Source organism: Rhodovulum euryhalinum, from assembly GCF_004342445.1.
Classification (GTDB): Bacteria; Pseudomonadota; Alphaproteobacteria; order Rhodobacterales; family Rhodobacteraceae; genus Rhodovulum; species Rhodovulum euryhalinum.
In genome coordinates, this window is record NZ_SLWW01000003.1 from 182,552 (window position 1) to 203,235 (window position 20,684).

Annotated in this window: 17 protein-coding genes; 15 read left to right on the plus strand and 2 right to left on the minus strand. The window is 69.1% G+C overall.

Features of this window, described 5'->3' with window-relative positions; genetic code table 11:
• Positions 1-4 precede the first annotated feature (4 nt).
• The 8 genes from EV655_RS04965 to ftsA all read left to right on the plus strand — a co-directional run bounded on the left by EV655_RS04965 (position 5) and on the right by ftsA (position 7,459).
• Positions 5-1,591: a hypothetical protein gene (locus tag EV655_RS04965; RefSeq protein ID WP_207901933.1), complete on the plus strand. Its 1,587-nt coding sequence runs from the start codon at positions 5-7 to the stop codon at positions 1,589-1,591.
• Entirely contained in the window at positions 1,588-2,775 is a 1,188-nt protein-coding gene (locus EV655_RS04970; RefSeq protein WP_132542448.1) for an APC family permease, read from the plus strand. Before EV655_RS04965 ends, EV655_RS04970 begins: the two co-directional genes overlap by 4 nt.
• Before the next feature lie 64 nt (positions 2,776-2,839).
• Positions 2,840-3,100, plus strand: coding sequence for a DUF2484 family protein (locus EV655_RS04975; protein ID WP_132542450.1), 261 nt, complete (start codon positions 2,840-2,842; stop codon positions 3,098-3,100).
• On the plus strand, positions 3,097-3,375 hold the full coding sequence (locus EV655_RS04980; protein ID WP_132542452.1) for a hypothetical protein: 279 nt from the start codon (positions 3,097-3,099) through the stop codon (positions 3,373-3,375). Before EV655_RS04975 ends, EV655_RS04980 begins: the two co-directional genes overlap by 4 nt.
• Positions 3,372-4,304: a UDP-N-acetylmuramate dehydrogenase gene (murB, locus tag EV655_RS04985; RefSeq protein WP_132542454.1), complete on the plus strand. Its 933-nt coding sequence runs from the start codon at positions 3,372-3,374 to the stop codon at positions 4,302-4,304. The genes EV655_RS04980 and murB overlap by 4 nt, the downstream gene beginning before the upstream one ends.
• 67 nt (positions 4,305-4,371) lie before the next feature.
• Positions 4,372-5,262 (plus strand): D-alanine--D-alanine ligase, encoded by an 891-nt coding sequence (locus EV655_RS04990; protein ID WP_132542456.1) that lies wholly within the window; start codon positions 4,372-4,374, stop codon positions 5,260-5,262.
• A complete protein-coding gene (locus tag EV655_RS04995) occupies positions 5,250-6,125 on the plus strand; it encodes a cell division protein FtsQ/DivIB (RefSeq protein WP_132542458.1) in 876 nt (291 codons plus the stop codon). The genes EV655_RS04990 and EV655_RS04995 overlap by 13 nt, the downstream gene beginning before the upstream one ends.
• A complete protein-coding gene (ftsA, locus tag EV655_RS05000) occupies positions 6,125-7,459 on the plus strand; it encodes a cell division protein FtsA (RefSeq protein ID WP_132542460.1) in 1,335 nt (444 codons plus the stop codon). Before EV655_RS04995 ends, ftsA begins: the two co-directional genes overlap by 1 nt.
• Here ftsA and EV655_RS05005 read toward each other — a convergent pair.
• On the minus strand, positions 7,443-8,066 hold the full coding sequence (locus EV655_RS05005; protein WP_132542462.1) for a hypothetical protein: 624 nt from the start codon (positions 8,064-8,066) through the stop codon (positions 7,443-7,445). The two genes, ftsA and EV655_RS05005, sit on opposite strands and share 17 nt — an antisense overlap.
• A 445-nt stretch (positions 8,067-8,511) precedes the next feature.
• Here EV655_RS05005 and ftsZ point away from each other — a divergent pair, with 445 nt between their 5' ends.
• From ftsZ to recN, 4 genes are all read left to right on the plus strand, one after another.
• Positions 8,512-10,101, plus strand: coding sequence for a cell division protein FtsZ (ftsZ, locus tag EV655_RS05010; RefSeq protein ID WP_132542464.1), 1,590 nt, complete (start codon positions 8,512-8,514; stop codon positions 10,099-10,101).
• Positions 10,102-10,406: 305 nt separating this feature from the next.
• Positions 10,407-11,324 carry a UDP-3-O-acyl-N-acetylglucosamine deacetylase gene (lpxC, locus tag EV655_RS05015; RefSeq protein WP_132542466.1) on the plus strand — a complete coding sequence of 306 codons (918 nt, stop codon included), beginning with the start codon at positions 10,407-10,409 and terminating at the stop codon, positions 11,322-11,324.
• Positions 11,325-11,451: 127 nt separating this feature from the next.
• Entirely contained in the window at positions 11,452-12,297 is an 846-nt protein-coding gene (locus EV655_RS05020) for an outer membrane protein assembly factor BamD (protein WP_132542468.1), read from the plus strand.
• An 18-nt stretch (positions 12,298-12,315) separates the two neighbouring features.
• On the plus strand, positions 12,316-13,968 hold the full coding sequence (recN, locus tag EV655_RS05025) for a DNA repair protein RecN (RefSeq protein WP_132542470.1): 1,653 nt from the start codon (positions 12,316-12,318) through the stop codon (positions 13,966-13,968).
• Between the two features lie 150 nt (positions 13,969-14,118).
• On the opposite strand, the gene EV655_RS05030 is transcribed toward recN, so the two are convergent.
• Positions 14,119-15,495 (minus strand): FAD-binding oxidoreductase, encoded by a 1,377-nt coding sequence (locus tag EV655_RS05030; RefSeq protein ID WP_132542472.1) that lies wholly within the window; start codon positions 15,493-15,495, stop codon positions 14,119-14,121.
• A gap of 153 nt (positions 15,496-15,648) precedes the next feature.
• On the opposite strand from EV655_RS05030, the gene EV655_RS05035 reads away from it, so the two are divergent.
• From EV655_RS05035 to cobT, 3 genes are all read left to right on the plus strand, one after another.
• Entirely contained in the window at positions 15,649-17,286 is a 1,638-nt protein-coding gene (locus EV655_RS05035; protein WP_243644993.1) for a chloride channel protein, read from the plus strand.
• Positions 17,287-17,748: 462 nt separating this feature from the next.
• Complete coding sequence (gene cobS, locus EV655_RS05040) at positions 17,749-18,720, plus strand: cobaltochelatase subunit CobS (RefSeq protein WP_132542474.1); 972 nt, start codon at positions 17,749-17,751, stop codon at positions 18,718-18,720.
• A gap of 87 nt (positions 18,721-18,807) precedes the next feature.
• The gene (gene cobT, locus EV655_RS05045; RefSeq protein WP_132542475.1) at positions 18,808-20,682 is read left to right on the plus strand and encodes a cobaltochelatase subunit CobT; all 1,875 of its coding nucleotides are present in this window, start codon (positions 18,808-18,810) and stop codon (positions 20,680-20,682) included.
• Positions 20,683-20,684 lie beyond the last annotated feature (2 nt).

The window sequence follows — 20,684 nt, forward strand, 5'->3', positions numbered from 1 at the left end:
GTCGATGGTCGAGATCGCGGAGATTAGGGACGGAAAGACGTTCCGGGCCTGGCTCGACCAGGAAGATCTGCCGCGAGAGGCGATGGTGGCGCTGGCGCATCGCGCGGCGATGCGGGTTTTGCCGGTTTGGTGGTCCGAGGTTGAGACTGCGGACTGGGCGCGCAAACGTGAGTTGACAGCGCTTCCGGTCTGCCGCACGCTCTTGACATCGGGATCCTCTGCGTGCGCAGAGGATCCCGATGTCAAAGGTCGGCTCGCCGCCGCCTCCTCCTCCGCCGCCGCCGCCGCCTCCTCCGCCTTCGCCGACGCCTCCTCCTCCGCCGCCGCCGCCGCCTCCTCCTCCGCCGCCGCCGCCGCCTCCTCCGCCTTCGCCTTCGCCGACGCCGCCGACGCCGACGCCTTCGCCGCCGCCGCCGCCGCCTCCTCCTCCGCCGCCGACGCCGCCGACGCCGTCTGGGCTGCGCTGCGCGAGGATTGCGCCGCAGGTGCCGACGTTCCGCAGCTCGTGGCCGCCCCCCTGTGGCACGCGGCCGAACGGCCCTTCGACGCGCCATGGCAAAGCCTGCGCGCCACATACCCGCCCGACGGCGACCATCCCTGGGCCTTCTGGATCGACTGGTATCAACGCGCCCTCGACGGCACCGAGACCCGCTGGGACCTGCTGCGCCGCATCGCGCTGATCGACGACGCCATCTGGGAGGCCGGCCCCGACGCCGTCGCCGCCGAAATCGCGCGGTTGCAGGGACAGGAGCGGGCGCAGGAGATCATCGACCAGACGCCCTACGGCCTGCGCGTGGTGGCCCGGCCGCGCAAGGGCGTTCTGGTCTCGGAACCGGCCGAAGTGGTTGACCTGTCCGAGATCGTCGAGCGTATCCGGCAGGCGCTGAAGGATTTCACCGCCCGCTGCCGCCGCGACAAGTCGGCGAACCGGCTGGGTCCGCAGATGAAGACGGCGCTCGATCCCGCCATTTCGGATCTGCGCCGCGACCTGCGCCGCCATGCCACCGACCCGCACCAGTTGTTCGATGCCCTGCGCCACGCCCAGAACGAGCTTGCGCGCACCGCCCATCGCGAGGGCTTCCCGAACGAGGGCGCCGTCGAGCGGCTGACGGACGAGTTGCAGACCCTGCGCGAGGACATCGCCGTCGCCGCGCCCTCGGTGGTGGAGGTCGAACGCAAGCGGCTCGACGTCCGGCTCAGGCTGGTGTCGCAGGACCACAAGCTTGCCGCCCTTCGCCTGCTTGCCGGGCTGGGCGCGGACAGCGAAGGCTTCCTGCGCATCGCCACGCAACAGGCGCTTCTGACCGTTCTCGATGAGGGCGCCGATGACGAGGCGCGCCGCAACGCGTGGTATTTCATGCTGGCGATCGTGCCGCGCGGTGCCCGCGAGATGACCCGCGCCGAACTTGAGCCAGCCACCCCGAAGAAGGCGAAGGACTTTCTGGACGGGGTAGCACAGACCGGCGACAAGCTTGCGAAGATCGACAAGGGCGTCGACGCCTTGCAGGAGATGGTGCCCGAGGGGGTCGACTGGGTGACCGAGGCATGGACCCAGATCGGGTCCGGAAACCTCTGGGGGTTGCTCGGATGACCGAAACCCTCAAGCGGCGCATCGGCCTTCCGCTTCTGACCGCCTACGGGATCGGCGTCATCGTGGGCGCGGGCATTTATGTGCTGGTGGGGGCGGTCGCGGGCGTGGTGGGGGTGTGGACGCCGCTGGCCTTCCTGCTGGCGGGGCTTGTCGCGGCGCCCTCGGCCCTGTCCTACGCAGAGCTTTCCGCCCGCATCCCCGAGGCCGCGGGCGAGGCGGCCTATGTCGAGCAGGGGCTGGGGCTGCACGGGCTGGCGGTCTTTGCGGGACTGGCCATTGTCGTTGCGGGCACGGTCTCGGCCGCCGCGGTGCTGCGGGGCGGCACCGGGTATCTGGTCGCGGCCACGGGCCTGCCCTTTGCGCCGCTTCTGGTGGCGCTGGGGGCGGGGCTGGTGCTTGTCGCCGTTGTCGGCGTACTGGAAAGCATGGCCTTTGCGGCGGTGCTGACGGCGGTGGAACTGATCGGCCTTGGGCTTGTCCTCTACGCGGGCGTGCAGGCCGAGCCGGTGGCGGACTGGCCCGCGCCCGGGCCGCTGCCGCTTGCGGGGATGGGGCTGGCCACGGTGCTGGCCTTCTACGCCTTCATCGGCTTCGAGGACATGGTGAACATGGCCGAAGAGGTGGCCGACCCCGCCCGAACCGTGCCACGCGCGATCATGCTGGCGCTCGCCGTCACGACGCTGATCTATGTCGTGGTCTCCCTGGTCACCGTGCGCGCGGTGCCCGTGGCGGATCTGGCCGCAAGCGATCGTCCGCTGGCGCTGGTGTGGGAAAAGGGGGTCGGCGGGTCGGCGGTGTTCCTGTCGGTGATCGCGGGGCTGGCCGCGCTCAACGGCGTGCTGGCGCAGGTGGTGATGGCGGCGCGGGTCCTGTTCGGCCTGGGAAGGGGCGAGCCGCGCCTTGCCGCCTTTCACCACGCCCATCCGCGGTTCGGCACGCCGGTCCTGGGAACGCTGATGGTGGGCGGCGTCGTGGTCGCCACGGCGCTGGCGCTGCCGGTGGCGGCGCTGGCGGGCGCGACCTCGGTGGTGCTGTTGATGGTGTTCGCGCTGGTCAACCTGTCGCTGATCGCGCTGAAGCGCCGCGCGCCAGATGCGCCGTTCAGGGTGCCGGTCTGGGTGCCCTGGGCCGGGCTGGTCACCGCGCTTGCCGCGCTTGCGCTGTCGTTCGGGGGGATCGCATGACCGACAGGAAGGGTGCCGTCCGCGCCGCCAGTGCCGCGACGGGAACAGGTTCGGAGGGAAGGGAATGAACGCCTCGCTGGTTCTGGCCTGTCTCTGGGTCATCGTCGCGGCTGCGCTCGGCGGCCTGCCCGAGCGGTTCCACTGGCCCGCGGCCTACGGGCTCATCGCGGTCGGCATCCCGATCCTCGGCTTCGTCACCTACCAGAACGGCCCGTTCCTGGGGCTGGTCGCGCTGGCGGCGGGCTGTTCGGTGCTGCGCTGGCCGCTGCTCTATTTCGGCCGCTGGATGATGCGCCCCCTGCGCCGCCGGCAGCGGGAGGAATGACGGGCCTGTCCGTTCTTCTGGCCTATGCCGGTTGGGCCGCGGCGCCCCTGGTGGCCTATGCCGCGCTGTCGCATGGTCTGCGGCGGGCAGGGCGGGGGTTCCTTGTGCTGCTTGCTGGCTATTCCGCCCTCGTCTGGCTGACCTGGGCCGCGCTGAGGGCCGGGACCGCCGCCGCCAGCGTGGCGCCCGTGGCGGTTCTGGTTCCCTGGGCGGGCGTTGCGGTGCTGTCGCTGCTGCTTTATGCGCTCGGCGCATGGATCGGAGGCGGCGAATGACCGAGATGCCCGCGGTGCGCGGCACCCTGACCGAGAACCGGCCGCTGGCCGATCTGACATGGCTGCGCGTCGGCGGCCCGGCGGACTGGCTGTTCCAGCCTGCGGATGCCGAGGATCTGGCCGCGTTCCTGGCCGCTTTGCCCGCCGATGTGCCGGTGTTCCCGATGGGCGTGGGGTCGAACCTGATCGTGCGCGATGGCGGCATCCGCGGCGTGGTGATCCGGCTGGGGCGCGCGTTCAACGGCATTGCGGTCGAGGGCTGCCGCGTCACCGCCGGTGCGGCCGCGCTGGATGCCCATGTGGCGCGCCGGGCCGCCGAGGCGGGGGTTGACCTGACCTTCCTGCGCACGATCCCCGGCGCCGTGGGTGGCGCTGTGCGGATGAACGCGGGCTGCTATGGACGCTATGTGGCTGATATCTTCGTTTCGGCGCGGGCGGTGACGCGGGATGGGAAGATCGTGACGCTGGGTGCCGGGGATCTGGATTTTCGCTATCGCCAGACCGACCTGCCAGAGGGCTGGGTGCTGATCGAGGCCACCTTCGAGGGGCCGCCGGGCGATCCCGCGGCGCTTGCGGCGGCAATGGAAGACCAGCTTGCGAAGCGCGACGCGACCCAGCCGACGAAGGAGCGCAGCGCGGGGTCGACCTTCCGCAATCCCGCCGGGTTCAGCTCGACGGGGCGGGCCGACGATACCCATGACCTGAAGGCCTGGGCGGTGATCGACGCGGCGGGGATGCGGGGCGCGCGCCGGGGTGGGGCGCAGATGTCCGCGAAGCACTCGAACTTCCTGATAAATACCGGCGGCGCCTCTGCGGCCGACCTCGAGGGCCTTGGCGAGGAGGTCCGAAAAAGGGTTTTTCAAAACTGTGGAATACAGTTAGAGTGGGAAATCATGAGGGTCGGCGAACCGGCCCCGGAAAACGACTGAAGGGGCCGCAAGACGCCCCGGGAAAGAGGCAGAGTTGGCGGGCAAGTCGAGCGGGACAGCCCTCCGCGTGGCGGTATTGTTGGGCGGCCCCTCGGCCGAGCGAGAGGTGTCGCTGTCCTCCGGGCGCGAATGCGCCGCAGCCCTGCGCGGGGAAGGCTTTGACGTGGTCGAGATTGATGCGGGGCAGGATCTGCCTGCGCGTCTTGCCGCCTGTGCCCCCGACGTTGCCTTCAACGCGCTGCATGGCCGCTGGGGCGAGGATGGGTGCGTCCAGGGCCTGCTGGAATGGCTGCGGATCCCCTATACCCATTCGGGCGTGCTGGCCTCGGCGCTGGCGATGGACAAGCAGCGGTCCAAGGACGCGTTCCGCGCCGCGGGCCTGCCCGTGGTCGACAGCGTTCTGGCCACCCGCGACGAGGTGTCGGCGCGTCACGTGATGGCGCCGCCCTATGTGGTCAAGCCCAACAACGAGGGATCGTCGGTCGGCATCCACATCGTGCATGCCGACGCCAATACGCCGCCGCGGCTTGGCCCCGAGATGCCCGATGTGGTGATGGTCGAGACCTATGCCCCGGGGCGTGAACTGACCACCACCGTCATGGGCGACCGGGCGCTGACCGTCACCGACATCCTGACCGATGGCTGGTACGACTATCACGCCAAGTACGCGCAGGGCGGCTCGCGCCATGTCGTTCCGGCGGATCTGCCCGGCGACGTGTTCGACGCCTGCCTCGACTACGCGGTCCGCGCTCATCGGGCGCTGGGCTGCCGGGGCCTGAGCCGCACCGATTTCCGCTGGGACGAGGCCCGCGGCCTGGACGGGCTGATCCTGCTGGAAACCAACACCCAGCCCGGCATGACCCCCACCTCGCTGTCCCCCGAACAGGCCCGCCATTGCGGCATCCCGTTCGGCGCGCTCTGCCGCTGGATCGTGGAGGACGCATCATGTGCGCGGTGATCCTGCCCCCGCGCGATCCGGCGCCGTCGCGCTGGGCCTACCGGCTGCAACGCCTGTGGTTGACACCGCTGTTCCGGACCGCGGTGCTGAAGGGGCTGCCGCTGGCCGTCCTGCTGGCGATCCCGGCCGGATGGCTGGCCGATGCCGACCGGCGCGAGGCCCTGCGGGCCGAGGTGGCCGACATTCGCCGTCAGGTCGAGACGCGGCCCGAATTCATGGTCAAGCTGATGGCCATCGAGGGCGCCACGCCCTCGGTCGACGAGGATATCCGCGAGATCCTTCCGCTTGATTTCCCGGTCTCGTCCTTCGATCTCGATCTCAAGGAAATGCGCCGCACGGTCGAGGGCCTTGATGCGGTGCGATCGGCCGAGATGCGGGTCCGTCCGGGCGGCATCCTTGAACTCAGGGTGGTCGAACGGGTGCCTGCGCTTGTCTGGCGCAGTCCCGAGGGGCTGGCCCTGCTGGACGCGCAGGGAAACCGGGTCGCGCCGATCGAGGCGCGGGGCGCGCGCCCCGATCTGCCGCTGATCGCAGGCCGGGGGGCGGACAAGGCCGTTCCCGAGGCGCTGCATCTGATCGCGGCGGCCGGCCCCATCGGCAGCCGGTTGCGCGGCCTCGTGCGGGTCGGCGAACGGCGCTGGGACGTGGTGCTGGACCGCGACCAGCGGATCCTGCTGCCGACACGGAACGCGGTCGCGACGCTGGAACGGGTGATCGCGCTTGACGGGGTGTCGGACATGCTGGGGCGCGACATCGTCGTGGTGGATCTGCGCAATCCCGACCGGCCCACGGTGCGGCTGGCCCCCGAGGCGGTCGAGGAATTCAGGCGCATAAGAAGACTTCAGGCAGGAGCGACGAACTGATGACCGATCTCTACCAGGCGCAGCGGGCGATGCGGCGGATGCGCAAGCAGGCGATGGATCGCGGCGTGATCGCCATTCTCGACGTTGGCAGTTCCAAGACCGCCTGCCTCGTGCTGCGCTTTGACGGCATAAGGCCGGCGGGCGGCGTCGAGCAGATCGGCGCGCTGGCTGGCCAGTCGCGGTTCCGGGTGATCGGGGCGGCGACGACGCGCTCGCGGGGCGTGCGCTTCGGCGAGATCCACGGCATGCACGAGGCCGAGCGCGCGATCCGCACTGCCGTCCAGGCCGCGCAGAAGATGGCGCAGGTGCGCGTGGACCACGTGATCGCCTGCTTCTCGGGCGCGGGGCCCCGGTCCTACGGGCTGGACGGCCAGGTCGAACTGGCCGAGAGCATGGCGACCGAGGCCGATATCGCCCGCGTGCTGGCCGCCTGCGAGATGCCGCCGATCGGGCCGGGGCGCGAGGTGCTGCACGCCCAGCCGGTGAACTTTGCCCTCGACCACCGCTCGGGCCTCGTCGACCCGCGCGGCCAGATCGGCCACCGTCTGGCCTGCGACATGCACCTGTTGACGGTGGATGCGGGGGCGATCCAGAACCTCGTTCACTGCGTGAAGCGCTGCGACCTGGAACTGGCGGGCATCGCCTCGTCCGCCTATGCGTCGGGCATGTCGGCCCTGGTCGAGGACGAACAGGAACTGGGCGCGGCCTGCATCGACATGGGGGGCGGGGCCACGGGCCTGTCGATCTTCATCAAGAAGCACATGATCTACGCCGACAGCGTGCGGATGGGCGGCGAACATGTCACCGCCGACATTTCCAAGGGACTGCACGTGCCGATCGCCACCGCCGAACGGATCAAGACGCTGCATGGCGGCGTGGTGGCGACGGGCGTGGACGACCGCGAGATGATCGACCTTGGCGGCGACAGCGGCGATTACGAGCGCGACACGCGGCGGATCAGCCGGACCGAGCTGATCGGCATCATGCGACCCCGGGTCGAGGAAATCCTGGAAGAGGTGCGCGCGCGCCTGGACGCCGCCGGGTTCGAGCATCTGCCCAGCCAGCAGATCGTGCTGACCGGGGCAGGCAGCCAGATCCCCGGGCTCGATGGGCTGGCCAGCCGCATCCTCGGCCAGCAGGTGCGGCTTGGCCGACCGATGCGCGTGCAGGGCCTGCCGCAATCGGCCACCGGGCCCGGATTCGCTGCCGCCGTCGGACTGTGCCTCTTTGCATCCCATCCACAGGACGAATGGTGGGATTTCGACATTCCCGCGGAACGCCACCCGGCGCGGTCGTTGAAACGCGCCGTGCGCTGGTTCAAGGAGAACTGGTAGCGCCCCGGCCCGGATCCTTGCGGTCGGCCTCCTGGATCACGAACCCGGCGCGCGCCGCGCGGATATCGGCGAGCTGGCCATACATGTTGCTGCGGAAGGTACGCGCCATGGCGCCCGCCTTGGGGCTGACCAGTTCCGCGATGTTGCCGATCAGGTTGTCCAGCAGGTCGAGCATCGCCTCGATCGGCTCGGTGACGGGGGGCAGCTTGACCCGGTCCAGCACCAGGTGGATCGCCTTCTTGATGGCTTCGACGATGCCCAGCATCGCCCCGACCACAACATCCGCCGCCGCCGTTCCCGCGGTTTCCAGTGTATCGAGAACCTCCTCGAGCGCCCCCAGCAACTCGTCGATGCCCATCTCGACAAAGGCACCAACCTCGCCGGCGAGGTCGAACAGCCCGAACTGCTCGGCGAGCAACATGATCCGGCGCCACAATCGTGTGGTCAGGACAAGCAGCCTCCGGCGCAGCCTGTTGATCACCATCGCCTGGCCGGGCGCCCCCTGGGCCATCGCCGTGCGCTCGGCCTGCTGGCCCCAGCGTTCAAGCGCCGCGCCGAAGCGGTGCCCCGTCCGGTCCAGGGTCTCCAGTTCCTCCTTCGTCGGCATCTCCCGTTCCCCCATGCCTGCGGTCCCGCATCAGGATACATCCTCCCGCCGGTTTCACCAAACGAGTCCCGGGAGGGTGGGCGGGGCGCGCGGTTTTCCCCGTGACCTTGGGTCCTGACTCTGCTAGGATTTCCCAAAAGGCGAAAAGCCATCCGAGGCACGAGCAGTGCTCAGGAAAAACACCAGACGAGCCGCGCCATGGGCGTCGTCGGCCAATGCGCCCCTGTTCGGGGTCTTTCCCACGCATCTTGCATGGTGCGGCAGGAAGTCCCCGAGATGTGGTGCAGTCGGCGAAATCCCGCGGATCGGCTAGGAAAACGGTGCAGATTTTGTGTGTTAATGGCGTTTTTTTCGTGACGCAGCCAGAGCCCTTGCGTAGAATAACGCAAGATTTGGGGAAAAATGCCCGGCGGGGCACTAGAAACGACAGCAGGCGGACAAACCAATGGCTTTGAACCTTTCCATGCCCGAGCAAGACGACCTGAAGCCCCGGATCACGGTTTTCGGGGTCGGAGGCGCCGGCGGCAACGCCGTGAACAACATGATCGAGAAGCGCCTCGAAGGGGTCGAGTTCGTTGTGGCAAACACGGATGCCCAGGCGCTCAAGCAGTCGAACGCGCCGCAGCGCATCCAGATGGGTGTCAAGGTCACCGAGGGTTTGGGAGCGGGCGCCCGGCCGCAGGTGGGCGCCGCGGCGGCCGAGGAATCGATCGAACAGATCGTCGATCATCTGGCGGGTGCGCACATGTGCTTCATCACGGCGGGCATGGGCGGCGGCACCGGCACCGGGGCGGCGCCGATCATCGCCCAGGCCGCGCGCGAGCTGGGCGTCCTGACCGTGGGCGTTGTCACCAAGCCCTTCCAGTTCGAAGGCGCCAAGCGGATGCGCCAGGCCGAAGAGGGTGTCGAGGCGCTGCAGAAGGTTGTCGACACGCTGATCATCATCCCCAACCAGAACCTGTTCCGGCTGGCCAACGAGAAGACCACCTTTACCGATGCCTTCTCGATGGCCGATGACGTGCTGTACCAGGGTGTCAAGGGGGTGACCGACCTGATGGTGCGCCCGGGCCTCATCAACCTCGACTTCGCCGACGTGCGCGCGGTGATGGACGAGATGGGCAAGGCGATGATGGGCACCGGCGAGGCGACCGGCGAGGATCGCGCGATCCAGGCCGCCGAAAAGGCGATCGCGAACCCGCTGCTCGACGAGGTCAGCCTGAACGGCGCCAAGGGCGTGCTGATCAACATCACCGGCGGCTATGACCTGACCCTGTTCGAACTGGACGAGGCCGCGAACCGCATCCGCGACGTGGTCGACCCGGATGCCAACATCATCGTCGGCTCTACGCTCGATCCCGACATGGAAGGTGCGATGCGGGTTTCGGTCGTCGCCACGGGTATCGACGCGGCCGAAAAGACGCACGACATCCCGGTGCCGCGCCGCCCGATGAGCGAGCCGCTGCAGCGCGCCGCGGCCCCGGCCCCGGCCCCGGCCCCGGCGCCGAAAGCCGAGCCCGCGGTTGTGCGCGAGGTCGCGCAGGCGCCGGTCGAAGAGCCCACCTTGTTCGAGAGCTTCGATCCGGCAGTGGCCGCGGCGGCTGCCGCGGCGCCGGTCGATCTGGCCTATGACGAGGTGCCGCCGCCCGCCTACCAGCCCGAAGAAGAGTACGAGCCCGAGCCCCAGGCCGCCTTCGTGGCCCCGCGCCCCCGCGCGCCCGGTACGCCGACACCCGAGGCGCTGGAGCGGTTGCGCGCGGCCGTGAACAAGGCGCCGCGGCAGGCCGCCAGCCCCGCGATCCAGCCTGCCGCCGCGCCGCAGCACGCCGAGGAAGGCCGGGGCCGGTTCGGCATCGGCTCGTTGATCAATCGGATGTCGGGCCATGCCCACGACGCGCCCGAGCGCGCGTCGAACACCATGCGCCAGCAGCCGCCGGTCTATGGCCGCGGCCCGGCGCTGCACCGCGACGAAGAGGAGTTCGATCCCGAACAGGAGCGGATCGAGATCCCCGCCTTCCTGCGGCGCCAGGCGAACTGACCGGGTACCAGACCCGTCGAAAGGGGGCCGGGAGACCGGCCCCCTTGCCGTGTCCGTCCGGTCCGGAAAGCTGCGCCGACGTTACGAGTCTGTAACACGGTGCACCCGTCACGGCCGGGATGCGCGCCTGGTCTGTGTCGGAAAACCCCACATAAACAAGTCGCTAGTCCGTGCGCAGGATCTGGCCGATTCGGTCCGGCAGATGTTTCACACGGTTGCAAAGATTGAATTGAGTCCAAAAGGTCGCAGCCTTAAGTGAAAATTGCCGGATCGTGTGAAGTCCGGGCAAGATGAGCAGGTGAGCCGTGCAGACGACGCTGAAATCCCCGATCTCCTTTTCCGGAACCGGCCTGCATACCGGCCGCGCGGTGCGCATGACGGTGCACCCGGCCTCGGCAGAATATGGCATCTGGTTCCGCCGCACCGATCTCGATGGCCCGGACGCGATGATCCCTGCCCGCTGGGACGTGGTCGTACCCTCGCGGCTGTGCACCAAGCTGGCCAATGGCCGCGCCGAGGTCTCGACGGTCGAGCATCTGATGGCCGCGCTGGCCGGTTGCGGCATCCACAACGCGCTGATCGAGATCAACGGCCCCGAGGTTCCGGTGATGGATGGCTCGGCTCAGCCCTTCGTCGAGGGGTTCCTGTCGCGCGGTCTGCGCCGCCTCGCCGCGCCGACGCGCGCGCTGCGTATCCTGGAGCCTGTCGAGGTGACGGACGGCGACGCCATGGCCAGCCTCGCCCCCGCCGACACGCTGGAAATCGACTTCGAGATCGACTTTGCCGACCGTGCCATCGGGCATCAGGCCAAGCGGCTGAACATGGCCAACGGCGCCTTCGTGCGCGAACTCTGCGACAGCCGGACATTCTGCCGCAACACCGACGTGGCGGCGATGCGCGCGGCGGGGCTGGCGCTGGGGGGCACGTTCCGTAACGCGGTCGTGGTCGAGGGCGACAAGGTGCTGAGCCCCGGCGGGTTCCGCCACGCGGACGAGGCGGTGCGTCACAAGATGCTGGATGCGCTGGGCGACCTCGCGCTGGCCGGCGCGCCAATCCTGGGCCGTTACCGCGGCGAACGGGCAGGCCATGCGCTGACCAACCGGCTGCTCAGGGCGCTGTTCGCGCGGCCGGGCGCGTTCCGGCTGGTGACCTGCACGCCTGCCGAGGCCGCGCGCCTGCCGGGCAGCGGTGTCGATGTCCATGACCTGAAGGCCGTCGCCTGAGGGCCGCGATTTTGCGGCCCAAAGGCGTTTTGCCTCCCGAATATCTGTGCTAGGACGGCCGCATAATCGCGCGCGACGCAGGCACGCGAACAGTGGTCTGGTGATCCGAGGACGGGGTAGCGGGCAGATGGCGAAGCGCAGCATACGCATCCGGGCAGTGGGGGCGGTCGCGATCCTGGCACTGACCGCGTCATGCGGGGCGATCGGCTCGCGCCGCGAACAGCCGCTGGAAACCTTCTCGGCACAGCAGATCTACCAGAAGGCCGAGTACGAGCTGGAAACCAACCGCGATCCCGAGGAGGCCGCGCGCCTTTATGGCGAGGTCGAGAGGCTTTACCCCTATTCGGAATGGGCCAAGCGTGCGCTGATCATGCAGGCCTTCGCCTACCATCAGGACCGCGACTACGAAAACGCCCGGGTGGCCGCCCAGCGCTATATCGACTTCTACCCCGCCGACGAGGATGCGGCCTATGCGCAATACCTTCTGGCGCTCAGCTATTACGACCAGATCGACCTGGTCGGTCGCGACCAGGGCCTGACCTTCCAGGCGCTGCAGGCGCTCCGCACCGTGATCGAGCGCTATCCCGACAGCGAATATGCCCGCTCGGCGATCCTGAAATTCGACCTCGCCTTCGATCATCTGGCCGCCAAGGAGATGGAGGTTGGCCGCTATTATCTGAAACGCGGCCATTACACCGCCGCGATCAACCGCTTCCGCGTCGTGGTCGAGGATTTCCAGACCACGACCCACACGCCCGAGGCGCTGTACCGGCTGATCGAATCCTATCTTGCCCTCGGGCTGGACGACGAGGCGCAGACCGCCGGCGCGATCCTCGGCTACAACTTCCAGGGCACCGAGTGGTACAAGGACGGCTACAGCCTGCTCCGGGGGCAGGGGCTAGAGCCCGAGCCGCGCAGCACCGGCTGGCTGCGCACCGTCTATCGCCAGATGATCAAGGGCGAGTGGCTCTGACCTGAGCTTGGGGGGGCGATGCTGCGCAGTCTCGACATCCGGGACGTGCTGATCATTGATCGGCTGGAGCTTGCGTTCCAGCCGGGCCTGAACGTGCTGACCGGCGAGACCGGGGCGGGCAAGTCGATCCTGCTGGATGCGCTGGGATTCGTGCTGGGCTGGCGCGGGCGGGCGGAACTGGTGCGCGCGGGCGCAGCCCAGGGCGAGGTGGTCGCGGTCTTCGACCTGCCGGCAGGCCACGCGGCGCGCACCGTGCTGGACGAGGCCGGGCTCGACTCGGGCGACGAGCTGATCCTCAGGCGCGTGAACAGTGCCGACGGGCGCAAGACCGCCTGGGTCAACGACCGGCGCGTGTCGGGTGAGGTGCTGCGGGCGCTGTCGGACACGCTGGTGGAACTGCACGGACAGCAGGACGACCGGGGCCTTTTGAACCCCCGCGGGCACCGGGCAATGCTCGACGCCTTCGGCGGGCTTGACGCGGATCTTGCCGCCGTGCGCGCCGCCTGGGTCGCCCGCGCCCGCGCCGACCGGCTGCTGGCCGAGGCCGAGGGGCGTTATGCGGCGCTGAAGGCGGAAGAGGATTTCCTGCGCCACGCGGTCGCCGAACTGGACGCGCTGGCGCCAGTCCCGGGCGAAGAGGCCGACCTCGACACCCGGCGCCGGATGATGCAGGCGGCCGAGCGTATCCGCGAGGACATCGCCCGGGCCTATGCCGCCCTCGGCCCCGGCGAAGGCGCCGAGGGGCGGATGGGCGATGCGCTGCGCTGGCTCGAAGGCGCGGCCGACCGGGCCGATGGGCGGCTCGACGGGGCGATCGCGGCACTGTCGCGGGCGCTGGCGGATCTGGGCGAGGCGGTCCAGGAGGTGGAAACCGCGATCGAGGCGCTCGAGTTCGATCCCTCCGCCCTCGAGATGACGGAAGAGCGGCTCTTCGCGATCCGCGCGCTTGCGCGCAAGCACGGGGTGCTGCCCGACGATCTTGCAGGCTTTGCCGAGGAGTCGCGGGCACGCCTTGCCGCACTGGATGCAGGCGCGGGCGATCTCAGAGCACTGCAGCAGGCCCGCGACCAGGCGGATGCCAGCTATGACGCCGCGGCTGCAACCCTGGGCGCCGCCCGCCGATCCGCGGCCGAACGGCTCGATTCCGCGATGGCGGAGGAGCTTGCACCCCTGAAGCTGGAGCGTGCCGCCTTCCGGACCGACATCACCGCGGCCGAACCCAGCCCCGAGGGCCGGGATACCGTGGCCTTCACGGTGGCGACGAATCCCGGCGCGCCCGCCGGGCCGCTGAATCGCATCGCCTCGGGGGGCGAGTTGTCGCGCTTCCTTCTCGCGCTCAAGGTCTGCCTCGCGAAAGGCACAAGCCCGCTGACGCTGATCTTCGACGAGATCGACCGGGGCGTGGGCGGGGCCACTGCCGACGCGGTCGGCCGCCGCCTGGCCGGTCTCAGCCGGACCGCCCAGGTCCTGGTCGTCACCCATTCCCCCCAGGTCGCGGCCCGCGCGGCGCATCACTGGCGGGTGGAAAAGCGCGTCGAGGCGGGGGCGACGCTGTCCTCGGTCTTCGCCCTTGATCCCGGCGCGCGCGTCGACGAGATCGCCCGCATGCTCTCGGGCGATACGATCACCGACGAGGCGCGCGCGGCGGCCCGGTCCCTGCTCGCGGGATAGGGCGCGGCGATCGGGCCTTCTTCTTGGTCAAAATACTCACGCGCGGCCGCAAGGCCGCGCCACGCCCAACGCCGGACAAGCGGGGCGCACGCCCCGCGCGGGCCGGGGGCGGGAGCTTTCTTGAAGGAAAGGTGCCCGGCGGGGCGCGCGTCAGTCGCCGCGCACCAGCTTGCCCGGGTTCATCAGCCCCTGCGGGTCGAGCGCGCGCTTGATCTGGCCCATCACGTCCCACGCCTCGCCGTGCTCGGCCTCCATGTAGCCGAGCTTGCCCATTCCGATCCCGTGCTCGCCCGTCACCGTGCCCCCCAGCCGCAGCGCGCGTTCGACCATCCGGTGCGACAGGCGCTTCGCCTCGGCCAGTTCGACCGGGTTGCGCGGATCGACCAGCAGGATCGCGTGGAAATTGCCGTCGCCCACATGGCCCAGGATCGGCCCCGGAATATACGAGGCGGCGATGTCGGCCCGCGTCTCCTCGACCGCCTCGGCCAGCCGCGAGATCGGCACGCACAGGTCCGTGACCAGCGCCGTCGCGCCGGGCCGCGCGGCGAGGCAGGCGTAGTAGGCGTTGTGCCGCATGGTCCACAGCGCGGTGCGCTCCTCGGGGCGCGAGGACCACTCGAACCCCGCGCCGCTGTTGTCCGCGACGATCTCGCCGAACGCTTCGGCCTGTTCGGCCACGCCCGAGGGCGATCCGTGGAATTCGACCAGAAGGTGCGGCTTTTCGGGGAAACGCGCGCCCGCATAGGCGTTCACCGCGGCGGCGGTGGCGGCGTCGACGAACTCGATCCGCGCCATGGGGATGCCCATCTGGATCGTCTGGATCACCGTGTCGACCGCCGGACCGATCGCGTCGAAGGCGCAGACCGCGGCCGAGATCGCCTCGGGCTGGCCGTAAAGCTTCAGCGTCAGTTCCGTGATCAGGCCCAGCGTCCCCTCGGCCCCCACGAACAGCCCGGTCAGGTCGTAGCCAGCGGCCGACTTGCGCGCCCGCGTGCCGGTCCGGATCACCCGCCCGTCGGCCAGCACAACCTGCAGCCCCAGCACGTTGTCGCGCATCGTGCCGTAGCGCACCGCCGTCGTGCCCGAGGCCCGCGTCGACGCCATGCCCCCCAGCGTCGCGTTGGCGCCGGGATCGACCGGAAAGAACAACCCCGTCGCCCTGAGATCCGCGTTCAGGTCTTCCCGCGTCACCCCTGGCTGCACCACCACGTCCATGTCCTCGGGATGCACCGCCAGCACCCGGTTCATGCGGGAGAAATCGACGCAGATCCCGCCCCGCACCGCCAGCGCATGCCCTTCGAGCGAGGTGCCCACCCCCCAACCCACCATCGGACAGCCATGCGCGGCGCAGAGCCGGACGATGGCGGCCACCTCATCGGTCGTTCGGGGATAGGCCACCGCATCGGGCGGCGCGGCGGGAAACCAGGTTTCGCTCTGTCCGTGCAGGTCCAGATCGGACTTGGACCGGCTGAGCCGATCGCCTAGGATTTCTCCTAGCGCGGTCAGGGCTTCGGCGGGAACGGACATCCGAGATCTCCTTGCACATCAGGCACCGGCGGGCACCCTAGGCGAGACCGGCGGCGCGGGAAAGTGCGACGCGTGGCGCGCGACGGAAAGAGGCGGAAAAGCGTGATCTCGCACGCGAAATTGTGGAAAATCACAACCCTGGACCGAACTTTGGTGCGTCTGCGCAACGCATGGGGGCTCTTGCGGCAGGGCGGGCCGAGCCAGATCCAGTTCTGGTTCATCGCGCTGATCATCGGCATTGCCGCGGGATTCGCGGCGCTGGGCTTCCGGATGGCGATCGACCTGCTGCAGCGTACGATCTACCGCGTGGGCGACCCGCACCTGCTTCATTCGCATGCCGAGACGCTGCACTGGGGCTGGATTCTCGCGATTCCGGTGATCGGCGGGCTTGTCGTGGGGCTGATCCTCACTCGCTTTACCGATGACGGGCGCGTGCGCTCGGTTGCCGACGTGATCGAGGGGGCGGCGCTGAACGAGGGCCGGGTCGAACACAAGGCGGGCGTGGCCTCGGCGCTGGCCTCGCTGGTGACCCTGTCCACCGGCGGGTCGACGGGGCGCGAGGGGCCGGTGGTGCATCTGGCTGCGGTGATGTCGTCCTGGGTCTCGGCGCGTATCCAGGCCAACGGCATCACCGGGCGCGATCTTCTGGGCTGCGCGGTCGCGGGCGCGGTCTCGGCCTCGTTCAACGCGCCGATCGCGGGGGCGCTCTTCGCGCTCGAGGTGGTTCTCAGGCATTTCGCCGTCCACGCCTTCGCGCCGATCACCATCGCCGCGGTATCGGGCACGGTCATCAACCGGCTGGAGTTCGGCGGCGTCACCGAGTTCGTGCTGCCCCAGCATGGCGACCTGCAATTCTACTTCGAACTGCCGGCCTACCTGCTGCTGGGGCTGGTCTGCGGGCTGGTGGCGGTGGCGTTGATGCGGGGCATCTTCTGGGCCGAGGATGTCGGGAACCGGGTGGTGCGGGTGACGCGCATGCCGCGCTGGCTGCGCCCGGCGGTGGCGGGGCTGGGGCTGGGCGCGATGGCGATCTTTTTTCCGCACATCATCGGCGTCGGCTACGAGACGACCTCGCGTGCGCTGACAGGGCAGCTTTTCTTCCACGAGGCGGTGGTGTTCTGCATCCTCAAATGCATCGCAGTGGCGCTGACCATGGCGGGACGGATGGGTGGCGGGGTGTTCTCGCCCTCGCTGATGGTGGGGGCGCTGGCGGGCTTTGCCTTCGGGGTGGTGGCGACCTCTATCTTTCCGAACGTCTCGGGCGCCGAGACGCTTTATGCGATGGCGGGGATGGGCGCGGTGGCGGCGGCGGTTCTGGGGGCGCCGATCTCGACCACGATGATCGTGTTCGAGTTGACCGGCGACTGGCAGGCGGGGCTTGCGGTGATGGTGGCGGTCTCGATGTCGACGGCGCTGGCCAGCCGCCTTGTGGACCGGTCGTTCTTTCTGACCCAGCTCGAACGGCGCGGCACGCGCATCGCGGCCGGGCCGCAGGCCTATCTGATGTCGGTCTTCACCGCCGAAATGCTGATGCGCCCCAAGGACAGCCCCAACGCCGCCTCGACCGATGCCTGTCTCGACCTTGTCTCGCAGGGGGTGACGCTTGCGCCCAATGCCACGCTGCAGGTGGCGTTGCCCGAGTTCGAGACCTGGGGCCATGGCTTCATCCCGGTGGTGGTGCCCGGGGCCGAGGGGCGCGAGCCCGAGTTGCTGGGGGCGCTGTTCCATGTCGACGCGCTCAGGGCCTATTCGCGGGCGCTGGCAATGACGGCGGAAGAAGAACATTCCTGACCGCGCGGGGCAGGTGGCGGGCAGGGCGCGCGCCTGCCGCGGCGTGAAAGGGCCCGAGTCCTTGTGCCCGGCGGAACCGCAGGCATGAAAACACCCCGCCCGCCACCGGAATGGCGGGCGGGGCCCGCAGGCGCGTCCCACTCACGGGCGCACTTGCGGATATCGCCGATCCGAACTCGTTACGCGGACACTCGTTTCACGGCGATACATGCCGTCGGTTCGTCCTGTCGGTACGGGCCTTCGGGTGCTTTCCCGGCGTGCCGTCCGCATGGACGATACGATCCCGGTCCGGGATTTCGTGGCCGTGACCCGGTCAGGTCGCTTCGCCGGAGAGTCGCGCAGAAAGGTTGAGAAAGCGTTCCGATCGGCGGGGCCGGCGGCCGTGGCCGCCCCCCTTCCCCTTGCACGCCCGGGCGATATGTTTCACTACGGCGGCAGGAACGCGAGATGGACGGATCGAGCATGAGCAGCGTAGTCAAACCCACCGAAGAGATCTCGGTGCGCGAGGTTTTCGGGATCGATACCGATATGGTGGTCAAGGGGTTCGAGGAGCGCACCGACCGGGTGCCCGACCTTGACCTGACCTACAAGTTCGACCCCGACACGACGCTGGCGATCCTTGCAGGCTTTTCCCACAACCGACGGGTCATGATCCAGGGCTATCACGGCACCGGCAAGTCCACCCATATCGAGCAAGTGGCCGCAAGGCTCAACTGGCCCTGCGTGCGGGTGAACCTCGATTCGCATATTTCGCGGATCGACCTGATCGGCAAGGACGCGATCAAGCTGCGCGACGGCAAGCAGGTGACCGAGTTCCAGGAAGGCATCCTGCCCTGGGCGCTGCGCAACGCCTGCGCCATCGTGTTCGACGAATACGACGCGGGCCGGGCCGACGTGATGTTCGTGATCCAGCGGGTGCTGGAGGCGGACGGCAAGCTGACGCTTCTCGACCAGAACGAGGTGATCGCGCCGCATCCCTGTTTCCGGCTGTTCGCCACCGCGAACACGGTGGGCCTGGGCGACACCACGGGTCTCTATCACGGCACCCAGCAGATCAACCAGGGCCAGATGGACCGCTGGTCGCTGGTGGCCACGCTGAACTACCTGTCCCACGACGCGGAAACCGCGATCGTGCTGGCCAAGTGCCCGCACTACAACACCGACAAGGGCCGCAAGACCATCGGCCACATGGTGACGGTCGCGGACCTGACGCGGACGGCCTTCATGAACGGGGATCTCTCGACGGTGATGAGCCCAAGGACGGTGATCGCCTGGGCGCAGAACGCCGAGATCTTCCGCAACGTGGGCTATGCCTTCCGCCTGACCTTCCTGAACAAGTGCGACGAGTTGGAACGCTCGACCGTGGCCGAGTTCTACCAGCGGCTGTTCGACGAGGAACTGCCCGAAAGCGCGGCGAGCGTCGCCGTTGGGTAAGGGGACGCGCCCTTGCGGGCGGCGTGCCTCCGGCGGGGATATTTGAGGCCAGAAGAAGGGTGAGGGCGCGCGCGGCGCCGTGACGGGATGAGCAAGCCAACTGACAACCCCGCCGATCCGTTCAAGAAGGCGCTGGCCGAGGCGACCAAGGTGCTCGCCGACGACCCCGAACTTGGCGTTTCCTATTCGGTCGATCCGCCGGGGATGACGGCCGATGCCGTGCGCCTGCCGCAGGTCAGTCGTCGGATGACCCGCGCCGAGGTGCTGCTTGCCCGCGGGACTGCGGATGCCTTTGCGCTGCGCCGCAGGTATCACGACGCGCCGACCCATGCCCGCTATCTGCCCGCGGGACAGATGGCGCGCGACCTTTACGAGGCGATGGAAACCGCCCGCTGCGAGGCGGTGGGCGCGCGCGTCATGCCCGGCACGGCCAGCAACATCGACGCGATGATCGCCGCCGAGGCCGCCAAGCGCGGCTATGCCCAGGCGCGCGAGGCGGGCGAGGTGCCCCTGTCGGTCGCGGCGGGATACATGGTGCGCCATCTTGCGACCGGGCGGCCGCTGCCGAAGGGCGCGGACACCGTGATGGACCTGTGGCGCGGCTTCATCGAGGACCAGGCGGGCGGCACGCTGGACCGGCTGGACGACGTGCTGGCCGACCAGGCTGCGTTTGCCCGCCTCGCCCGGCAGGTCATCACCGATCTCGGCTATGGCGACCAGTTGGGCGACGACCCGGATCTCGAGAACGACGAGACCGAGGAGGAGGGCGCCGAGGCCGACTCCGAGGCGCCCGAGGAATACGGCGAGGAGCAGGGCCAGGACAGTGACGAGGCCGAGGCGAATCCCGAGCAGTCGCAGGACGACATGCAGGACGCCGCCCAGGCCCATGTCAGCCCCGACGACATGTCCGACATGGAGATGGGCGAGGAGACCGAACTGCCCGAGGGCGAGGCGCCGCTGGAACCCCCGCCGCCGGCCCCCCATTCCGAGGCCGACCCCGAGTACAAGGTCTTCTCGGCCGAGTTCGACGAGGAGATCAAGGCCGAGGATCTGGCCGAACCGGCCGAACTGGAACGCCTGCGCGCCTATCTCGACCAGCAGCTCGACCCGTTGAAGGGCGCGGTCGGGCGGCTGGCGAACAAGCTGCAACGCCGGTTGCAGGCGCAGCAGAGCCGCAGTTGGGAATTCGACCGCGAGGAAGGCATCCTGGACGCCGGGCGGCTGGCCCGCGTGGTGGCGAACCCCACGACGCCGCTCAGCTTCAAGATCGAGAAGGACACCGAGTTCCGCGATACGGTGGTCACCCTGCTGCTGGACAATTCGGGGAGTATGCGCGGGCGGCCGATTTCCATCGCGGCGATCTGTGCCGACGTGCTGGCGCGCACGCTGGAACGCTGCGATGTCAAGGTCGAGATCCTGGGCTTTACCACGCGCGCCTGGAAGGGCGGCCAGTCGCGCGAGAGATGGCTGGCCGAAGGGCGCGCACAGGCCCCGGGGCGGCTGAACGACCTGCGCCACATCATCTACAAATCCGCCGACGCACCCTGGCGGCGGGCGCGCGAGAACCTTGGCCTGATGATGAAAGAGGGCCTGCTGAAGGAAAACATCGACGGTGAGGCGCTGGAATGGGCGCATCGGCGGATGATGGTCCGTCCCGAGGCGCGCAAGATCCTGATGGTGATCTCGGACGGTGCGCCGGTGGACGATTCCACCCTGTCGGTGAACGCCGCGAACTACCTGGAAAAGCACCTGCGCGACGTGATCGCGATGGTCGAGCGGCGCAAGGCGGTGGAACTGATCGCCATCGGCATCGGCCATGACGTGACGCGCTATTACCAGCGCGCGGTGACGATCACCGACGTGGAACAACTGGCCGGCGCGATGACCGAGCAGCTTGCCAGCCTGTTCGACAAGGATCCGCGGGGCCGGGCGCGGATGGTCGGGATCCGCAGGGCTGTCTAGCG